Here is a 15,801-nt window from a genome sequence, read left to right as displayed (position 1 = left end):
TTCGTGTACGCCACGGACAGGGCGCCCCGGCAAGGCAGCGGCCGACCGCCATTCACCGACGGCCGGCCACCGCACACCGCCCAGTCGCCCGAGCGAGTGCCGCACACCGCTCAGCTGCCCGAGCGGGTGCCCCTCACCGCTCAGCTACCGGTGCAGTACTGCTGCTCCTTGCCGATGGACCGGTACATGCAGTCGGAGTTCTCCAGCAGCTGGAGCACCGCGTCGCGGTTGCGGCTGGTTTCCCGCTCGATGACCTCGTCGGGCGGGTAGAAGCCGCCGCCACCGGCGGACGACGGGTACATCTCGAAGGTGTAGCCGAAGATCTTCTGGTTGCCCCACAGCCAGTCGTCGATCGACCCGTCGGTGATGTAGAGGTCGCTGGACTGCTCGGGGGTGTAGCCGTTGCTGGCGGCCATCTTGCGGCCGACGGTGGCGAACGCGTCGCGGTCGTCCTGGGTCAGCCCTGGCGCCGTGTCGGCGTACGTGTAGCCGTACGGCCACAGCACCAGTTCGCTGTACGTGTGGAAGTCGATGCCCGTCTTGATCTGCTGCTTGCCGCCGACGATCCGGCTGCGGACGAAGTCGGCGACGACCTTCACCTCGGGTGTCGACTCGGCGGAGGTGCCGCGGTAGGTCTCGGAGCCGGTGTTGCCGGAGGAGCCGCCGCAGCAGCCCCACTTGAAGTTCCAGTTGCGGTTCTCGTCGGTGCCGACGTTGGAGGAGCCCGAGTTGGGCTGCCGGTTCTTGCGCCAACTGCGGTAGGAGCCGGTCGCGATGTCGTACTCGCCGCCGTCCGGGTTGACGTCGGGCACGATCCAGATCTCGCGGCTGTCGACCATCTTCTTGATGCGGGCGTCGGTGCCGTAGTCCTCACCGAACTCGCGCAGCAGGTAGAGGGCCATCTCCACGGTCAGGTGCTCGCGGGCGTGCTGGTGGTGCGTGAACAGCACCTCGGGCTCGGCTTCGTCCGTGCCGACGTTGTCGCTGATCTTGATAGCGACGATGTCCCGGCCCTGGTACGACTTGCCGATCACCTTCTTGCTCATGATGTTCGGGTACTTGGCGACCTTGGCGTTGATGTCCGCCGTGGCCTCCGCGTAGTTGTGGTAGCGCGAGTCGGCGGGCGGGAAGTCGAACGGCTTGGCGTCCTTGCCGCCGGTCCGGGCGGGAGGCGCTGGCATCGCCTGCGGCTTGAAGCCGAGCGCCCGGACGCGTTTGAGCTCACGGGAGTCCGCGGTGATCACCACGGAGTCCCCGCGTACGGCGTCGATGGCGGCGCCGGTGGCGGCGAGTGAGGTGCGCTGGCCGACGGTGGTGTGGCCCGGTATCTCGTACTGGCGGGCCACGTCGGCGTCGTCGGCCGCTTCGGTCGCGGGCTGCCGTGACGCGGAGCCGGAGTCATCGGCGCTGGCGACGAGGGGTGCGGACAGGGCGAGGGTGAGCAGGGCGGCGAGGACGGTGGTCCGTCTGCCCCGGGTGCGAAGTCGCATGTGGTCTCCTGGGTGGGGGTGTGTCCAGTCGTGCGACGTGCGGGATCGGAGCCCGCTCAGGGGTTGCGCGCGGGCGCCGGGGACAGTCTTGGGTTGTGGCATGGCCCGGTCAATATCTGGGGGTGACGTGAACGCGCCATTTTCCCGATGTGCTGATTCCTTGATTGCTCAAGTGCGTCGCGGCCTCAAGAATGCGCATGTCAATTCGTCAGCACATGCGACTGGGAAGGACCCCCCACGTGAACCGAACCGTCATAGGTGCGCTCTCCGCCCTGGCCCTGAGTGGCGCCACATTCGCCGGCCTCGGCGTCTCCTCCGCGTCGGCGGCGGACAGCGGACCGGCGAAGAAGCACCCAAGAGCCGTCACTTACGAGGGAACAGTGGCCCTCAGCAACTGCTCGGGCTCGGTAGTGAAGATGCCCAACTCCACCGACCAGGACCCCGCCCTCGTGCTCTCCAACGGGCACTGCCTCGAAGGCGGCATGCCAGGCCCCGGCGACGTCATCGTGGACAAGCCGTCCAGCCGTAACTTCACGCTGCTCACCGCGAACGCGGGCACCGCGGGCACGGTGAAGGCGACGAAGGTCGCGTACGCGACGATGACCGACACCGATGTCTCGCTGTACGAGGTCAACGCCACCTACGCGCAGATCAAGGAGCGGTTCGGCGTCAAGGCGCTGGACCTGTCCGCCCAGCGGCCCTCCCAGGGCACCGCCATCAAGGTGGTCTCCGGCTACTGGAAGAAGACGTACAGCTGCAATGTGAGCGGCTTCGCCCACCAGCTCAAGGAGGGGAACTGGACCTGGAAGGACTCGGTCCGCTACACCTCGCCCTGCAACGTGATCGGCGGCACTTCCGGCTCTCCCGTGGTGGACGTCGCCTCGGGCAAGGTCGTGGCCGTGAACAACACGATCAACGAGTCCGGCCAGCGGTGCACGGTCAACAACCCGTGTGAGGTCGACCAGAACGGCAAGGTCACCGTCCGCCGGGGCATCGGCTACGCCCAGCAGACGTACCAGGTCACCAAGTGCGTCGGCACCGGCAACAAGATCGACCTCGGTCTGCCGGGCTGCACGCTGCCGCAGCCGCGCGCCGAGCTCGACGCCGAGGTCAGCCAGAAGTCCACCGTCATCCCGGGCCTGCCCGCGGCCGCGGCCAAGTAAGCAGGTCCCACGCGGGGTCTCGGCCGCGACTACGGCCCCGCTGAAGGCCCTCGCCCACGGCCTCGTTCACGCACCCGCCCCCGCTCATGGTGTCGCTCGCACAGCGCCGGACGGGCTCGAACCTGAGCCCGTCCGGCGCTGGGAAGCTGAACCACTCGGCTTACGCGTCACTCACGCTCAGCTCTTGCAGTACTCCTCTTCCTTGCCGATCGCCCGGTACATGCAGTCCGAGTTCTCCACGAGCTTCAGCACGGCCTCGCGGTTGCGGCTGGTCTCCTTCTCGATGACCTCGTCGGGCGGGTAGAAGCCGTCCGAGCCGTTCTCGCCCGGGTACATCTCGAAGGTGTACGCGAAGATCTTCTGGTCGCCCCACAGCCAGTCGTCGACCGAACCGTCGGTGACGTACAGGTCGCTGGACTGCTGCGGCGTGTAACCGTTGCTCTGCGCCATGTCCTTGCCGACAGTCGCGAAGACGTCGTGGTCGTCCTGGGTCATGCCCTCGGCGGTGTCGTCACTGGTGTAGCCGTAGGGCCACAACACCAGTTCGCTGTACGTGTGGAAGTCGACGGCCGCCTTGATCTGCTGCTTGCCGTCCACGACACGGCTGCGGACGAAGTCGGCGACGACCTTCACCTCGGGTGCCGACTCGGCGGCCGGACCACGGTAGGTCTCCCCGCCCGGGCTGCCATCGGAGCCACCGCAGCAGCCCCACTTGTGACCCCAGTTGCGGTTCTGGTCGGTGCCGATCTCCTCGGAGCCCTCGTTGGGCTGCCGGTTCTTGCGCCAGCTCTGGTACTCGCCGGTGGAGATGTCGTACTCGCCACCGTCCGGGTTCACGTCGGGGACGATCCAGATCTCGCGCCCGTCGACCGCCTTGGTGACGCGGTCGTCGCTGCCGTACTTGTCGCCGAACTCGCGCACCAGGTAGAGCGCCATCTCCACGGTCAGGTGCTCGCGGGCGTGCTGGTGGTGGGTGAACAGCACCTCCGGCTCGGCCTCGTCCGTGCCGACCTTGTCGCTGATCTTGACTGCGACGATGTCCCGGCCCTCGTGGGACGTGCCGATCACCTTCTTGCTCATGATCTCGGAGTGCTTGGAGACGGCGCTGTCGATCTCCGCGAGCGCCTCCTTGTAGTGGTGATAGCCGGAGTCATCGGACGGGAAGTCCTTGACGCCGGTCTTCTTGCCCGAGCTGTTCCGCTTCGGCGGCGCGGGCAACTCCTCGGTCTTGTGCCCCAACGCGTGGACGCGGCGGAGCTGAGCGGCGTTCGCCGTGATCACCACGGAGCGGGCGCGGACCGCGTCGATGGAGGCGCCGGTCCGCGCGATCAGGGTGCGCTGGGCGACCGAGTCGGGGCCGCTCACCTCGTACTGCCGCGATCGCTCCGCGGCTAGGGGCCCATCGGAGGGCGAAGCGGCGGATGTGGCGGATGCGGGGGAGGAGTTGCCGGACGAGTCCGTCTCATGGGCCTGGGCCGCGATGGGGGCGGCGAGAGCCATGGCTATGAGCGCGGCGACGGCGGCTGGCCGTCGACCGCGTGTGCGCAGTCGCATGTCTTCTCCTGGATGTTCCAGTGCGACGGGTGGGGGGTTTGACGCGCGCGTAGCTCACGTGGGCATCGCGTCTATCGTTGATCTCCGCCATGTCACGGTCAAGAGGGCGAGGCGGGGCGGAGGGTGGCGACGAGGGGGCGGCTGGCGGCTACCCGCCGATCCGTCCGTTCCGGCCGTATGCACCATTGCCTGCCAGGCGGCACGCCATGAGAATGCGGACGTCAAATCCGAAAGTATTTCGGTATGGAGGAACCCCCCACATGAACAGAACCTTCATCGGCGCGCTGTCGGCCCTGGCGCTGAGCGGTGCCGCCGTCGCCGGGTTCGGCGCGTCCCCGGCCGCGGCGGCGGACAGCGGCGCGGCGAAGCACAAGCCCAAGGCCGTGACCTTCGAGGGAGCGGTGGCGCTGAGTAACTGCTCGGGCTCGGTCGTGAAGATGCCCAACTCCACCGATCAGGACCCCGCGCTCGTGATGTCCAACGGGCACTGCCTGCAGGAGGGCTTCCCAGGGCCGGGCGAGGTCATCGTGGACAAGCCGTCGAGCCGCGGCTTCACGCTGCTGGACGCGAAGGCCAACAACGCGGGCAAGGTCAAGGCGACCAAGATCTCGTACGCGACGATGACGGACACCGACGTCTCGCTGTACGAGGTGGACGCGACCTACGCGGAGATCCAGAAGAAGTTCGGCGTCAAGGCCCTCGACCTGTCGGGCGAGCGCCCCGAGCAGGGCGCGAGCATCACCGTGGTGTCCGGCTACTGGAAGAAGACCTACAGCTGTTCCATCGACGCATTCGTGCACGAGCTGCGCGAGGGCCAGTGGACCTGGAAGGACTCCGTCCGCTACACCCGGGACTGCCAGACCATCGGCGGCACCTCGGGCTCGCCCGTCATCGACACCTCCACCGGCAAGGTCGTGGCCGTGAACAACACGGGCAACGAGTCGGGTGAGAAGTGCACGGACAACAACCCGTGCGAGGTGGACGAGAACGGCGACATCACCGTCCACAAGGGCATCAACTACGGCCAGCAGTCGTACCAGATCACGCAGTGCGTCGGCACCGGAAACAAGATCGACCTGAGCCTGCCGGAGTGCGCGCTCCCCAAGCCCGCGGGAGCGAAGCAGCTGACGAACGCCGGCTGACACCCTGCTCGGCGAGGACTCGGCGCGCCAGGCCCCTCCGTGGCGGAGGGACCTGGCGCGCGGTGCCGTCCAAGGTGCGGTTTGTCCCCGCCCGTCAGCGGTTGACGGCCTGCGCCTCCTGGACCGTGATGTCGGTCGTGGTACCGAAGGTGCCGTCCGGCAGGTCGCCGCCGCTGCCGTCCGAGCCCTCCCAGTTGACCTTCCAGGTGACGGTGGCCTTGAAGTGGAAGGGCCCCGAGCCGTTGGTCGACCGCAGGTAGTTCACCCCGCACGGCGGCGTCTCGTCTTCCTTGCCCTTCGCGTACGGAGTGCCGATGCTGCCGTCCTCGTTGATGGGACACTCACCGGAGGCCGGGTACACCTCGGCGTCCGCCATGCCAGGCTCGATCCTGAGGCCGACCGGGGTGGCGGTGGTGGTGGCCGAGAGGTCGATCTCGGGGACGCTCGCTGTCACCGACACCTTCTTGAAGGTGGCCTTGTCCAGCCAGGCCCACGTGGGCAGGTCGTCGGTCTGCTTGCCGTCGGCGGAGGGGTTGAGCGTGATCTCGGTGTCAGGCACGCGGAGCTGCGCGTACGCGAGCGCGGACGTGTTCTCGAAGGTCAGCTTGAGGTCGGCAGGCAGCTTGATCGTCGGACGGCCTGGGCGAGCGCTGTCCGAGTCGTCACCGGAAGCGGACGGCTTGGGCGAAGCCGACTCCGACTCCGCCCCTTGATCTCGTCCTTGCTGTCCTTGCTGTCCTTGTCGTCCGAGCCGCTGTCGCCCCCGCACGCGGTCAGCAGGAGCGCCGCGCTCGCGACGGCCAGGTGGCGGTGAGGGTCTTCTTCACGAGGCGCGCATCTCCGGTATCTCTGTTGGCAAGGATGGCCAGCTGACTCAAAGGCCAGCGTTTCCACCACCATTTTCCCAGAGAGCAAGAGACGTCAAGGGGCTTCAAACCGGGTGTATGTGGCTTTGTGTCCACGAGGGGGCCGCCACCGTTCTGTCACGGTGACGGCCACGGCACTCGGTCGTACGGGTTACGGCAGCCCGTGCACGTGCTTGCCGACCTGGCCGGAGAATTCGTCGCCGTTGACGGCGTCCCAGTTCGTGGACCACGCCATGGCGCCGCGCAGCCCCGGGTAGGTCCTGGACGGCTTGAAAAAGCCGCAGTCGGTGCCCTGGGTGAGGCAGTCCAGGGCGGCGTTGACCACGCTGGGTGCGACATATCCGGAGCCCGCCGCCTTCGACGAGGCGGGGACGCCGATGCCGACCTGTGACGGGTCGAGACCGTTTTCCAGCTGGACGCAGGCGAGGCCGGTGAGGAAGTCGACCGAGCCCTGTGAATAGACCTTGCCGTCGCAGCCCACCATGGAGCCGCTGTTGTAGTATTGCGTGTTGACGACGGCCAGGAAGTCCTTGATCGCGAGCGCCGTCTTGAAGTACTCGTTCTGTGGCGACTGCATATCGACCGTTTGCGGTGCCATGGTCACCACGACATCGCTGTGCTTGGCGTGGATGGTCTTCAACGCCTTCGTCATGTACGTGGAGTTGAGCCCGTTCTCCAGGTCGATGTCGACCCCGTCGAAGCCGTACTCGTCCATGAGGCCGGATATCGAGGCGGCGAAGGCGTTGGCGGACGCGTCGTCACTGACGGACACCGCGCCCTTCTCGCCGCCGACCGAGATGATGACGGATTTGCCGGCGGCCTGCTTGGCCTTGATGTCGGCCTTGAAATCCGCCCCGCTGTAGTTCAGGGCGGGGTCGAGCGTGAAGTCGACGGAGCCGGGGGTTCCGGTGGCGTCGGCGAAGGCGACCGCGATGATGTCGTATTCCTCTTGGACATCGCCGAGCTTTTGCACCGTCGCGCCGTTGTCGAAGTTCTGCCAGTAGCCGGTGACGGCGTGCTGGGGTACGGCGGCGGTCCCGGCCGTGGACCGCTGGGTCGCGGACCGCTCCGCCGCCGGCTCCTCGGTGGCGCTCGCGTGACCCGCCGCGGCGAACCCGGCCGTGGCCAGGACGGCGGCGGCCAACCCGCTGAGCAGCTTCCTTCTGGACGTGCCTGATCGTGCTCGTACCACGACTGCCTCCGTGGGGGAGAGAGATGGGGGGAGTGGTGCCGTTGCGCGTTCAGGGGCCCTGAGCTTGCGGTAAAAGGTGGTCCAGACCATTGGGGTTGTCAACCCCGCGTACAGCCTCTTGTGCGATCGGGTCCCGGACGGGTCTCATGATCCGCAACACATCAGGGGGCGAGTGCGGAGGCGACGCATGACGCACACCAGTGAGAACAGCGGTGAGGAAGTCACCGGCACACCGAGAAAGTCGAGTTGGCGCTATATCGGCCCCGGGATCGTGGTCGCCGCGACGGGGGTGGGCGCCGGGGACCTGGTCGCGACGCTGATCGCGGGCAGCAAGTTCGGTTACACGCTCATGTGGGCGGCGGTCATCGGATGCCTCGTGAAGATCTCCCTGGCGGAGGCGGTCGGCCGCTGGCATCTGGCCACGGGCCGCACGTTGTTCGAGGGCTGGCGCACACTCGGTCCGTGGACCACCTTCTACTTCGTCGGCTACGTGGTGATCTGGGGCTTCGTCTACGGGGCGACCGCCATGTCATCGAGCGCGCTGCCGCTGGTGGCCCTCTTCCCGGACTTCCTCAGTCTGCGGACCTGGGGAGTGATCACCGGACTGGTCGGGTTGGCGTTCGTCTGGTTCAACCAGTACGCGGTCTTCGAGAAGGCGATGACGGTGCTGGTCGGCGTGATGTTCGTGGTGGTGGTCTACGTGGCTGTCCGCGTCGGCCCGGACGTCGGCGCGTCGTTCGCCGGGCTCGCCCCCGCCCTGCCGGACGGCTCGCTGCTGTACACCCTCGGGCTGATCGGCGGCGTGGGTGGCACGATCACGATGGCCGCGTACGGCTACTGGGTCAACGCCAAGGGCTGGACCAGCACCCGCTGGATGAAGGTGATGCGGCTCGACAACCGCGTCGCCTACGTCACCACCGGCATCTTCGTCGTGGCGATGCTGATCGTCGGAGCCGAGCTGCTGCACTCGGCCGACGTCGCCCTCACCAAGGGCGACAAGGGGCTGCTCGACCTCGGCGACGTACTGGAGGACCGCTACGGCACCGCTACGGCGAAGCTGTTCCTGATCGGCTTCTTCGCCACGTCCTTCTCGTCCCTCATCGGGGTGTGGCACGGGGTGAGCCTGATGGTCGCCGACTTCGTCGCGAACTACCGCAAGGCCCACGCGGTGGCCGCGCGGCAGCCAGATGGCACCGCACCGGCGGACGCTGTTCCACCGGGAGGCCAGTCCTCCTCCTTGGCGGAGACAGGCTCACCGCCGGACGGGAATCCTTCAGGCGGTGACTCACCGGCGTACGCGGGCTCGCGAGCGGTCGCACGCCATGAACGCTCGCTTCCCTTCCGCCTCTATCTCCTGTGGCTGACGTTTCCCCCGATCAGCCTGCTCTTCTTGGACCAGCCCTTCGGGCTCGTCATCGTCTACGGCGTACTCGGCGCGTTCTTCATGCCGTTCCTCGCTCTCACCCTGGTCTGGCTCCTCAACACCGACCGCACCCCCGCGGAATGGCGCAACGGCCTGCTGAGCAACGTGATGCTGGTGTCGTCGGGGCTGCTGTTCATCGTGCTGTGCGTGCAGCAGGTGCGCGAGCTGCCCTGGTAGCCGGGAAGAGGGGGCGCCGGGAGGAGAAAGTGCGGCCAGGCCCGCCAGGCTCTTCCCGGCCATACGCTGCGGCCGTGCCGCCCGCCGAGTGATCGGCGGGCGGCACGGCCTGTGGGGGCGGGGCCGTCGCACAAGGGGGCGAGATGTGCGGCGGCACCGGGAGCCGCGCCGGTACGGCGCGGGGTTACGGGAGGTTGTGTACGTGCGGGCCGACGCCGTTGGACCAGACGTTGCCGTTGCTGGCGTCCCAGTTCGTCGACCAGGTCATCGCGCCTCGCAGGTCGGGATAGGTCTTGGCGGGCTTGAAGGAGCCGCAGTTCGTGCCTCTGGCGAGACAGTCCAGGGCGTTGTTGACGATGGTCGGCGACACGTAGCCGCTGCCCGCGCCGCGCGTGGACGCGGGAAGGCCGAGCCCGACCTGTGACGGGGACAGGCCGCCCTGCAACTGGATGCAGGCGAGGGCGGTGAGGAAGTCCACCGAGCCCTGCGAGTAGACCTTGCCGTCGCAGCCCAGCATGGAGCCGCTGTTGTAGTACTGCATGTTGACGACGGTCAGGATGTCCTTGATGTTGAGGGCTGTCTGGAAGTACGTGTTCGACGTGGACTGCATGTCGATGGTCTGCGGGGCCATCGTGATGACCAGCTTCGGACCGGCCTTCGCGGAGAGGGAGCGCAGCGCCTGCGTCATGTAGGTGGCGTTGAGCCCGTTCTCCAGATCGATGTCGACGCCGTCGAAGCCGTACTCCTGCATCTGCGCGTAGACCGTGTTGGCGAAGTTCGTCGCCGAGGCCGCGCTGTTGACCGAGACGGTGCCCTTCTCGCCGCCGACCGACAGGATGACGGACTTGCCCGCCGCCTGCTTGGCCTTGATGTCGGCCTTGAACTGGGCTTCGCTGTAGTTCAGCGCCGGGTCCACGCTGAAGTCCACGGCGCCGGGTGTGCCGGTGGCGTCGGCGAAGGCGACCGCGATGATGTCGTACTGGCTCTGCACATCGCTGATCTTCTGGACGGTCGCGCCGTTGTTGAAGTTCTGCCAGTAGCCGGTGACCGCGTGCTTGGGCACGGTGCCGTTGCCGCCTCCCCCGGCCGTTGTCGTGCCGGTGACCGCCGCCGACCTGGGCGACTCACCCGCCGCGTTGGTCGCCGAGACCTGGAACTGGTACGCCGTGGAGGGCGCGAGGCCGGTCACGGTCGCGGACGTGCCGCTGGCCGCCTGCACCTTGGTGCCGTCCTGGTAGACGTGGTAACCGGTCGCGCCGCTGACCGGATTCCAGCTCAGGCTGACGGAAGAGGAGGTGGCCGCCGAGGCGGCCAGGCCGCCGGGGGCGCCGGGGACGGGGTCGCCGGGGTCTCCGCCACCCGGTCCGACGAGGCTGATGTCATCGGCGTAATAGGCGGGCTGCCCGTACCAGCCGTGCGTGTAGACGGTGACCGAGGTGGTGTTCGCGCCGGTCTTGAAGCTGGTGGTCAGCTGCTGCCAGGAGGAGGCCGACGGTGTCCACGTCGAGACGTCCGTCGTTCCCGTGCCGCTCGCGCCGAGGTAGGTGTAACTGCCCTGCACCCAGGAGCTGAGGGTGTACGAGGAGTTCGGCTGGACGCTCACCGTCTGCGAACATTTGGCGTTGTCCGACCCGGCCGGGGTCGCCTTGAGCGCCGCTGTCCCGCCGTGCACGGGGCTGGACGCGGCGGTTCCGCTGCCGCCCGAGCAGGTCCAGCCGCTCAGGCCGGTCTCGAAGCCGGGGTTCTTCACGAGGTTGGGCTCGGCCGCCGCCGCTTGCGAGGCGGTGTCCGGTCTGGCTGCCTGGGCCGGGGCGCCCGCGCCGCCGGCCGCCACGAGTGCCGTGGCGGCGAGGGCTGACGCGGCTGCCATCGCCAGCCCCCGGGTTGCCCGCCGCCGACCGGTGAGCCACCGTCTGCTTCTGGTGTACCTGCTACGTAGTGCGCGGTCCACGACTGCCTCCGTGGGGAAGAGTGGGAGGAGGAGCTTGAAGACGGTGGCCACCGCATGGGCGTAAAGCTGGTCCAGACCAATGGGCTTGTCAAGGGTTGGAGCAATTTCGGCGGCCGTACGCGCCCGATCGCGGCCGGGCCGATCGGGCCGGCCGGGGGGACAGGGGAACGTGCGCCCGCGCGCACCACGGCCGTTGGGTTCCGGCGTACGGACTCGGCGTACGGCTCGGGCGTACGCACTCGGCGTGCGGGCATCGCGTACGGCCTCGGCGTACGCGCTCTGACATACGGACCAGGCGTACGGCTGCGGCGCGGGGAGGCCGCCGCGCGCTCCGCACAGCTTCGGTGAACTCCCGGTGCCCGCACACCCGATAACTACGATGAACTGTTCTCAGCCGCACCATTCGTGGATAAAGTGCTGAGGCACCCGTACGGGGCAGTAGTACTACGCGGCGGAACTGCCGTGCTCGGATGGGGATGACCCGGAGTGAATGGGCCCGGAGTGGACGGGGACCAGACGTGACCACCGCGATAGCCGTCACCAGCCCCGAGTTGGTGCTTCCTCCTGACGGGCAGACGCCCTCAGCGGTGGTGTTCCGGCAGCCCGGCAGCCAGCCGCTCGAAGCCGCCGTCAGCGACACCGCCGCCCTCCTCGACCAGCAGGGCTACCTGGTCACGCTCTACCCGGCCGTGACCCCACTCCCGATGATCCGCAGGCTGCACACCGTGCGTACCCTCCTGGAAAGTGAGCGGATCGCCCTCCTGCCCCTGGACCTGCCACCGCTGGCCGTCGCCGTCCTGGCGCGCCAGCTGCGCCAGTTATCCGTATCCGACTTCAGCCCCGGCGTCCTCGGCTGTGCGGCCCGGCTGCTCGCGCACTACATCCACGCGGGCGCCCAGCTCGGCAGCGTCACCAAGCTCGAACGGGTTCCCGTCAGCCTGGCCGCGCATCTCAAGTCATGGGTGCCGGGCTCGCAGTTCGGCGTCCTGACCCACCCCGCGCCACACCTGTACGCCGTGGGCGGCATCGAGGACGAGCCGCCGGGGCCCGGGTTCACCACCCACCTCACCGTCGCCCGCGGCCAGCCGCACGCCGAGTGGATCACCGACACCATCGCCAGCACGTGGGGGGTGTGCGGCGTCCAGGAGGTGCCGCTCCCCGCCGAGTCGGCCGACTGGTGGGGAACGGCCAGAGTGACCGAGTTCGCGGCGGCCATCCCCGACCCCACGGTGCTCTACCAGCTCGTCGCGTCTGTACGGAGAGAGGAATGCCACTGGTGCGGGCTCGAACTCATCGGTGACCGCTGCGCCTTCTGCGCCGCGCCGGTGCTGCGCACGGACGACGTCCGCGCCGCCCTGGCGGCCCCCGCACGCCCCGCGTTGGCCCCCCGTTGAGGCCCGTTGAGGCCCGTGGAGCCCCGGAGCCGCCGGGTCGTCTCCCGTCGTACGGCCCTTCAAGCGCCCCGCGTACGGCGCCCTGTCCCCGCGGCTCCCGGCGCGCACTTTCCGGCCCCTCCACCCGGTGTCGCCTGCCCGTCCGTCCCCGTCTTCGTCTCCGGCCCCGCACCCAGCCCCCGTCTCCGTCCCTGAACGAGGTACCAGGTCTTCATGAATGCACGCCAGCGCCGCGGAGTGATCCTCCTGGTCCTGTCGGTCTTGTGCGCCGTCGGAGCGTTCGTCGGAGTGCTGTCCGTCATCAACGACGTGGAGTCCAAAGTCGGCCCTGAGACCACGGCGTACCGCCTGAAGTCGGATGTCTCCGCGTACAAGGCGCTGGACGCGAGCTCGTTCGAGAAGGTGTCGATGCCGGAGCGCTGGCTTCCGTCCACCGCCGTCACCGACCTGGGCGACGTGCGCGGGAAGATAGCCGTCACCCCGCTGCGCAAGGGGTCGCTGCTGCAGTCCGACATGATCGTGAAGCGCCCCGCACTGAAGCCGGGGCAGCAGGAGATCGCCATCATGATCGACGCTTCCACCGGCGTCGCCGGAAAGATCAATCCGGGGGCGAAGGTCAACATCTACGCCACCTTCGACGGCGAGGGGGAGGGCGAGAAGCCCGTATCCAAGGTGATCGTCTCCGGCGCCCAGGTCATCGATGTCGGCAAACTCACCGCGCTGGAGCCTGACGACGACGACAATGACCGGCGTCGGCGTAACAGCGAGGCCGTGCCGATCACCTTCGCTCTCGGGACGGAGAACGCCCAGCGCGTCGCTTACGCGGAGTCGTTCGCCTCTCACGTGCGGCTCGCCCTCATCGCGCCAGGCAGTGAACCGGACATCGCGCCGGACGACCGCACCTACACCCTCGACGGCGACAAGTAGGAGTTGGAGGCGGTGTCAGGATGACGATCAGAATCCTCCCGGCTGTCGGCGACCCGGACCTGGCCCGGTCCCTGGGCGGGCTGCTCAGCCAGCTCCCCGGCGTCGAGCCGCAGACCGCGCTCGGCGACTCGACGTCCCTGCTCGACACCCTCACCGCCCTCGCGGGCACCTCCCTTGAGGAGCTGCCCGAGGTCGTTCTCGTCCACGAGCGCATCGGCCCCGTGCCCGCGCTGGAGACGATCAGGGAAGTCGCGCTGCGCTTCCCCGCCGTCGGTGTCGTGCTGGTCACGACGGACGCCGGACCCGCGCTGTACTCGGCCGCCATGGACGCGGGCGCCCGTGGCATCTGCGGACTGCCGCCGACGTACGAGGAGTTGGCGGCCCGTACACAGGCGGCGGCCCAGTGGGCGACCGGTGTACGGCGCCACCTCGGCGGGGGCGGCGAGGCGCTGGCGGCGGGGCCCGGCGGCGAGCTCGTGACCGTATGCGGCGCCAAGGGCGGCGTGGGTACGACCGTCACCGCCGTACAGCTCGCCCTCGCGGCACAGGCCGCGGGGCGCGGCGTCGTCCTGGTCGATATGGATCTCCAGTCGGGCGATGTGGCCTCGTACCTGGATGTGCAGTTCCGGCGCTCCATCGCCGACCTGGCGACGATCAGCGACATCTCGCCGCGCGTGCTCCAGGAGGCGGTGTTCAACCACCCGACGGGGCTCGGGCTGCTGCTCGCCCCCGGTGACGGGGAGCGCGGCGAGGAGGTCACCGACCTGGTCGCACGGCAGGCCGTCAGCGCGCTGCGGTCCCGGTTCGACCTGGTCATCGTCGACTGCGGCAGCCATATGACCTCGGCGGGCGCGGCGGCCATCGAAATAGCCGGGACAGCCCTGCTGGTGACCACCCCGGACGTGGTGGCCGTGCGCGCCGCCAAGCGGATGGTGCGGCTGTGGGACCGGCTGCAGATCCGTAAGGCGGAGGAGACGACGACCGTCGTCAACCGGTATACGCGCGGCGGCGAGATCCAGCCGTCGCTGATCGAACGCGCGACGGGCACCCGAGCCGCCCGTACGGCCGTGCCCGCCGGGTTCAAGGAGCTCCAGCCCGCCGTCGACTCCGGGCGCATGCAGGACCTCGACGGGAAGTCGCCGGTGCGGCAGGCGTTATGGGCACTCGCCGCCGAGCTGGGCCTGGTGGACGGCGCGGCCACGGCCGCGGGGCGCCACCAGCGGGGCGGCGGCCTCGGCGGCGGGCGCGGGACGCACGCGGACCGCTCGGTCTCGGGGCTGCGGCGCCGCCGTGCCATAGGCGGCGGCGCGGGCGCGGCCGGTGACGCGGGCGCGAACGGCGACGGCACGCGGCGGCCGCAGGGCGGCGGTGCGGAACCCGGGGCGGGCGCAGGCGGAGCCGGGCGTGGCTCCGGGGCCGGATTCGGTACGGGGCCTGCCGGCGGGAACGGCACCGGACCCGAGTCGCTCACGGAGGTCTCGACCAGCAGGTTCCGCAAGCGCGGCGGTGGCGACCGGGGCCAGGTGACGGTGGAGTTCCTGGGCATGGTGCCGCTGATCCTGATCGTCCTTGTCGTCCTCTGGCAGTGCGTCCTGATCGGCTACACCTACTCCCTCGCCGGCAACTCCGCCGACAAGGGCGCCCGTGCGGCAGCCGCCACCGACAGCGGAGGCGGCGCGGTGTGCCAGGCCGCCGCGCTGGAGGACCTGCCGGACGCCTGGCAGGGCGACGCCTCCTGCGCCCGGGAGGGCGGGGTGTGGAAGGCCAGGGTCGAGGTGAGGGTTCCGGTGCTCTTCCCAGGCGCCGGAAGCTTCCCCTGGACCGTCACCGGCACGGCGGGCGCGGCGGAGGAGGAGTGAGCGATGACCACCGGGAGACGCGACGCCGCACGGGGGCACGGCGAGCGGGAGCACGGCGGACCGGAGCACGACGGGCAGGGGTACGTACGGAAGCACGCGCGCGTACGCGGGCGTGCGGGGGGACATGGGTGGCGTGGACGGGGACACGGGCGGCGACCCGTGCGGGTGCGGGTGCGGGTAGCGGTACGTGCCTCTGTATGCGGGCGGGTACGGGGCGCGGGCCGGAGCTCGGCCCGGGGCCCGTCGGCGCCGCGGGCGCGACGGGACGCCGGTCAGGTCGCGATCGAGTTCCTCGGCTTCCTGCCGATCCTCCTCGCTGTGGCGCTGGCGGTGATTCAGCTGGGCCTCGCCGCGTACACGGTCCAGCAGGCGGGGACGGCGGCGCGCGCGGCGGCACGGACTGCCACCGTGGATGAACCCAGGACCAGCCCGGAGTCGGCGGGCCACGCCGCGATGAGCGGCTGGCTCGCGGATGACGCCGACATCTCCGTATCAGAAGGGGCCGATGAGGCGCGTGCGACGGCGACCGTCAAGATTCCGTCGGTGATTCCCGGCGTGGACTTCGGCGACGCGCGGCGCAGCGCGACGATGCCGCGCTCGGAGACGAGCGATGACTGAGGCCGCCTCCCGCTGCCACACGCGCCCGCGACGCCTGTCCGGGCC

General features: G+C 69.2%; 12 protein-coding genes. 7 read left to right on the top strand and 5 right to left on the bottom strand.

All coding sequences use genetic code 11. From position 1 onward, the window contains the following. Nucleotides 1-140: 140 nt before the first annotated feature. Complete coding sequence (locus AC5P1B_RS18035; protein ID WP_493888287.1) at nt 141-1,490, bottom strand: M14 family metallopeptidase; 1,350 nt, start codon at nt 1,488-1,490, stop codon at nt 141-143. Between the two features lie 239 nt (nt 1,491-1,729). Between AC5P1B_RS18035 and AC5P1B_RS18030 the strand changes: the two genes are divergently transcribed. Further along, entirely contained in the window at nt 1,730-2,653 is a 924-nt protein-coding gene (locus AC5P1B_RS18030) for a S1 family peptidase (RefSeq protein WP_493888286.1), read from the top strand. 177 nt (nt 2,654-2,830) lie between these two features. On the opposite strand, the gene AC5P1B_RS18025 is transcribed toward AC5P1B_RS18030, so the two are convergent. Continuing rightward, on the bottom strand, nt 2,831-4,207 hold the full coding sequence (locus AC5P1B_RS18025) for a M14 family metallopeptidase (RefSeq protein ID WP_493888285.1): 1,377 nt from the start codon (nt 4,205-4,207) through the stop codon (nt 2,831-2,833). A gap of 260 nt (nt 4,208-4,467) precedes the next feature. On the opposite strand from AC5P1B_RS18025, the gene AC5P1B_RS18020 reads away from it, so the two are divergent. Next, entirely contained in the window at nt 4,468-5,349 is an 882-nt protein-coding gene (locus AC5P1B_RS18020; protein ID WP_493888284.1) for a S1 family peptidase, read from the top strand. Nucleotides 5,350-5,443: 94 nt separating this feature from the next. Here the strand turns inward: AC5P1B_RS18020 and AC5P1B_RS18015 are convergent, their stop codons facing one another. Further along, nucleotides 5,444-6,118, bottom strand: coding sequence for a hypothetical protein (locus AC5P1B_RS18015; RefSeq protein ID WP_493888283.1), 675 nt, complete (start codon nt 6,116-6,118; stop codon nt 5,444-5,446). 248 nt (nt 6,119-6,366) lie between these two features. Further along, complete coding sequence (locus AC5P1B_RS18010) at nt 6,367-7,407, bottom strand: chitinase (RefSeq protein ID WP_493888282.1); 1,041 nt, start codon at nt 7,405-7,407, stop codon at nt 6,367-6,369. Between the two features lie 187 nt (nt 7,408-7,594). Here AC5P1B_RS18010 and AC5P1B_RS18005 point away from each other — a divergent pair, with 187 nt between their 5' ends. Then, a complete protein-coding gene (locus AC5P1B_RS18005; protein ID WP_493888281.1) occupies nt 7,595-9,007 on the top strand; it encodes an Nramp family divalent metal transporter in 1,413 nt (470 codons plus the stop codon). 184 nt (nt 9,008-9,191) lie between these two features. On the opposite strand, the gene AC5P1B_RS18000 is transcribed toward AC5P1B_RS18005, so the two are convergent. Next, entirely contained in the window at nt 9,192-10,877 is a 1,686-nt protein-coding gene (locus AC5P1B_RS18000) for a chitinase (protein ID WP_493888280.1), read from the bottom strand. A gap of 599 nt (nt 10,878-11,476) precedes the next feature. Between AC5P1B_RS18000 and AC5P1B_RS17995 the strand changes: the two genes are divergently transcribed. The 4 genes from AC5P1B_RS17995 (at nt 11,477) to AC5P1B_RS17980 (ending at nt 15,756) form a co-directional block, all read left to right on the top strand. Continuing rightward, nucleotides 11,477-12,352: a hypothetical protein gene (locus tag AC5P1B_RS17995; protein WP_493888279.1), complete on the top strand. Its 876-nt coding sequence runs from the start codon at nt 11,477-11,479 to the stop codon at nt 12,350-12,352. A gap of 213 nt (nt 12,353-12,565) precedes the next feature. Next, a complete protein-coding gene (cpaB, locus tag AC5P1B_RS17990) occupies nt 12,566-13,279 on the top strand; it encodes a Flp pilus assembly protein CpaB (protein ID WP_493888278.1) in 714 nt (237 codons plus the stop codon). Nucleotides 13,280-13,299: 20 nt separating this feature from the next. Continuing rightward, complete coding sequence (locus tag AC5P1B_RS17985) at nt 13,300-15,138, top strand: CpaE/TadZ family protein (protein WP_493888277.1); 1,839 nt, start codon at nt 13,300-13,302, stop codon at nt 15,136-15,138. A gap of 3 nt (nt 15,139-15,141) precedes the next feature. Beyond that, nucleotides 15,142-15,756 (top strand): TadE family protein, encoded by a 615-nt coding sequence (locus AC5P1B_RS17980; protein ID WP_493888275.1) that lies wholly within the window; start codon nt 15,142-15,144, stop codon nt 15,754-15,756. Nucleotides 15,757-15,801 lie beyond the last annotated feature (45 nt).

The organism is Streptomyces sp. A01, assembly GCF_059026195.1.
The sequence above is the reverse complement of the archived record's forward strand: the minus strand, read 5'-3'. Positions and strand labels throughout refer to the sequence as shown.

What these genes read in the sequence shown, in the direction of transcription:
- AC5P1B_RS18035 (WP_493888287.1), bottom strand. Translation starts at nt 1,490, where the DNA reads ATGCGACTTCGCACCCGGGGCAGACGGACCACCGTCCTCGCCGCCCTG.
- AC5P1B_RS18025 (WP_493888285.1), bottom strand. Translation starts at nt 4,207, where the DNA reads ATGCGACTGCGCACACGCGGTCGACGGCCAGCCGCCGTCGCCGCGCTC.
- AC5P1B_RS18020 (WP_493888284.1), top strand. Translation starts at nt 4,468, where the DNA reads ATGAACAGAACCTTCATCGGCGCGCTGTCGGCCCTGGCGCTGAGCGGT.
- AC5P1B_RS18005 (WP_493888281.1), top strand. Translation starts at nt 7,595, where the DNA reads ATGACGCACACCAGTGAGAACAGCGGTGAGGAAGTCACCGGCACACCG.
- AC5P1B_RS18000 (WP_493888280.1), bottom strand. Translation starts at nt 10,877, where the DNA reads ATGGCAGCCGCGTCAGCCCTCGCCGCCACGGCACTCGTGGCGGCCGGC.
- cpaB (WP_493888278.1), top strand. Translation starts at nt 12,566, where the DNA reads ATGAATGCACGCCAGCGCCGCGGAGTGATCCTCCTGGTCCTGTCGGTC.
- AC5P1B_RS17985 (WP_493888277.1), top strand. Translation starts at nt 13,300, where the DNA reads ATGACGATCAGAATCCTCCCGGCTGTCGGCGACCCGGACCTGGCCCGG.
- AC5P1B_RS17980 (WP_493888275.1), top strand. Translation starts at nt 15,142, where the DNA reads ATGACCACCGGGAGACGCGACGCCGCACGGGGGCACGGCGAGCGGGAG.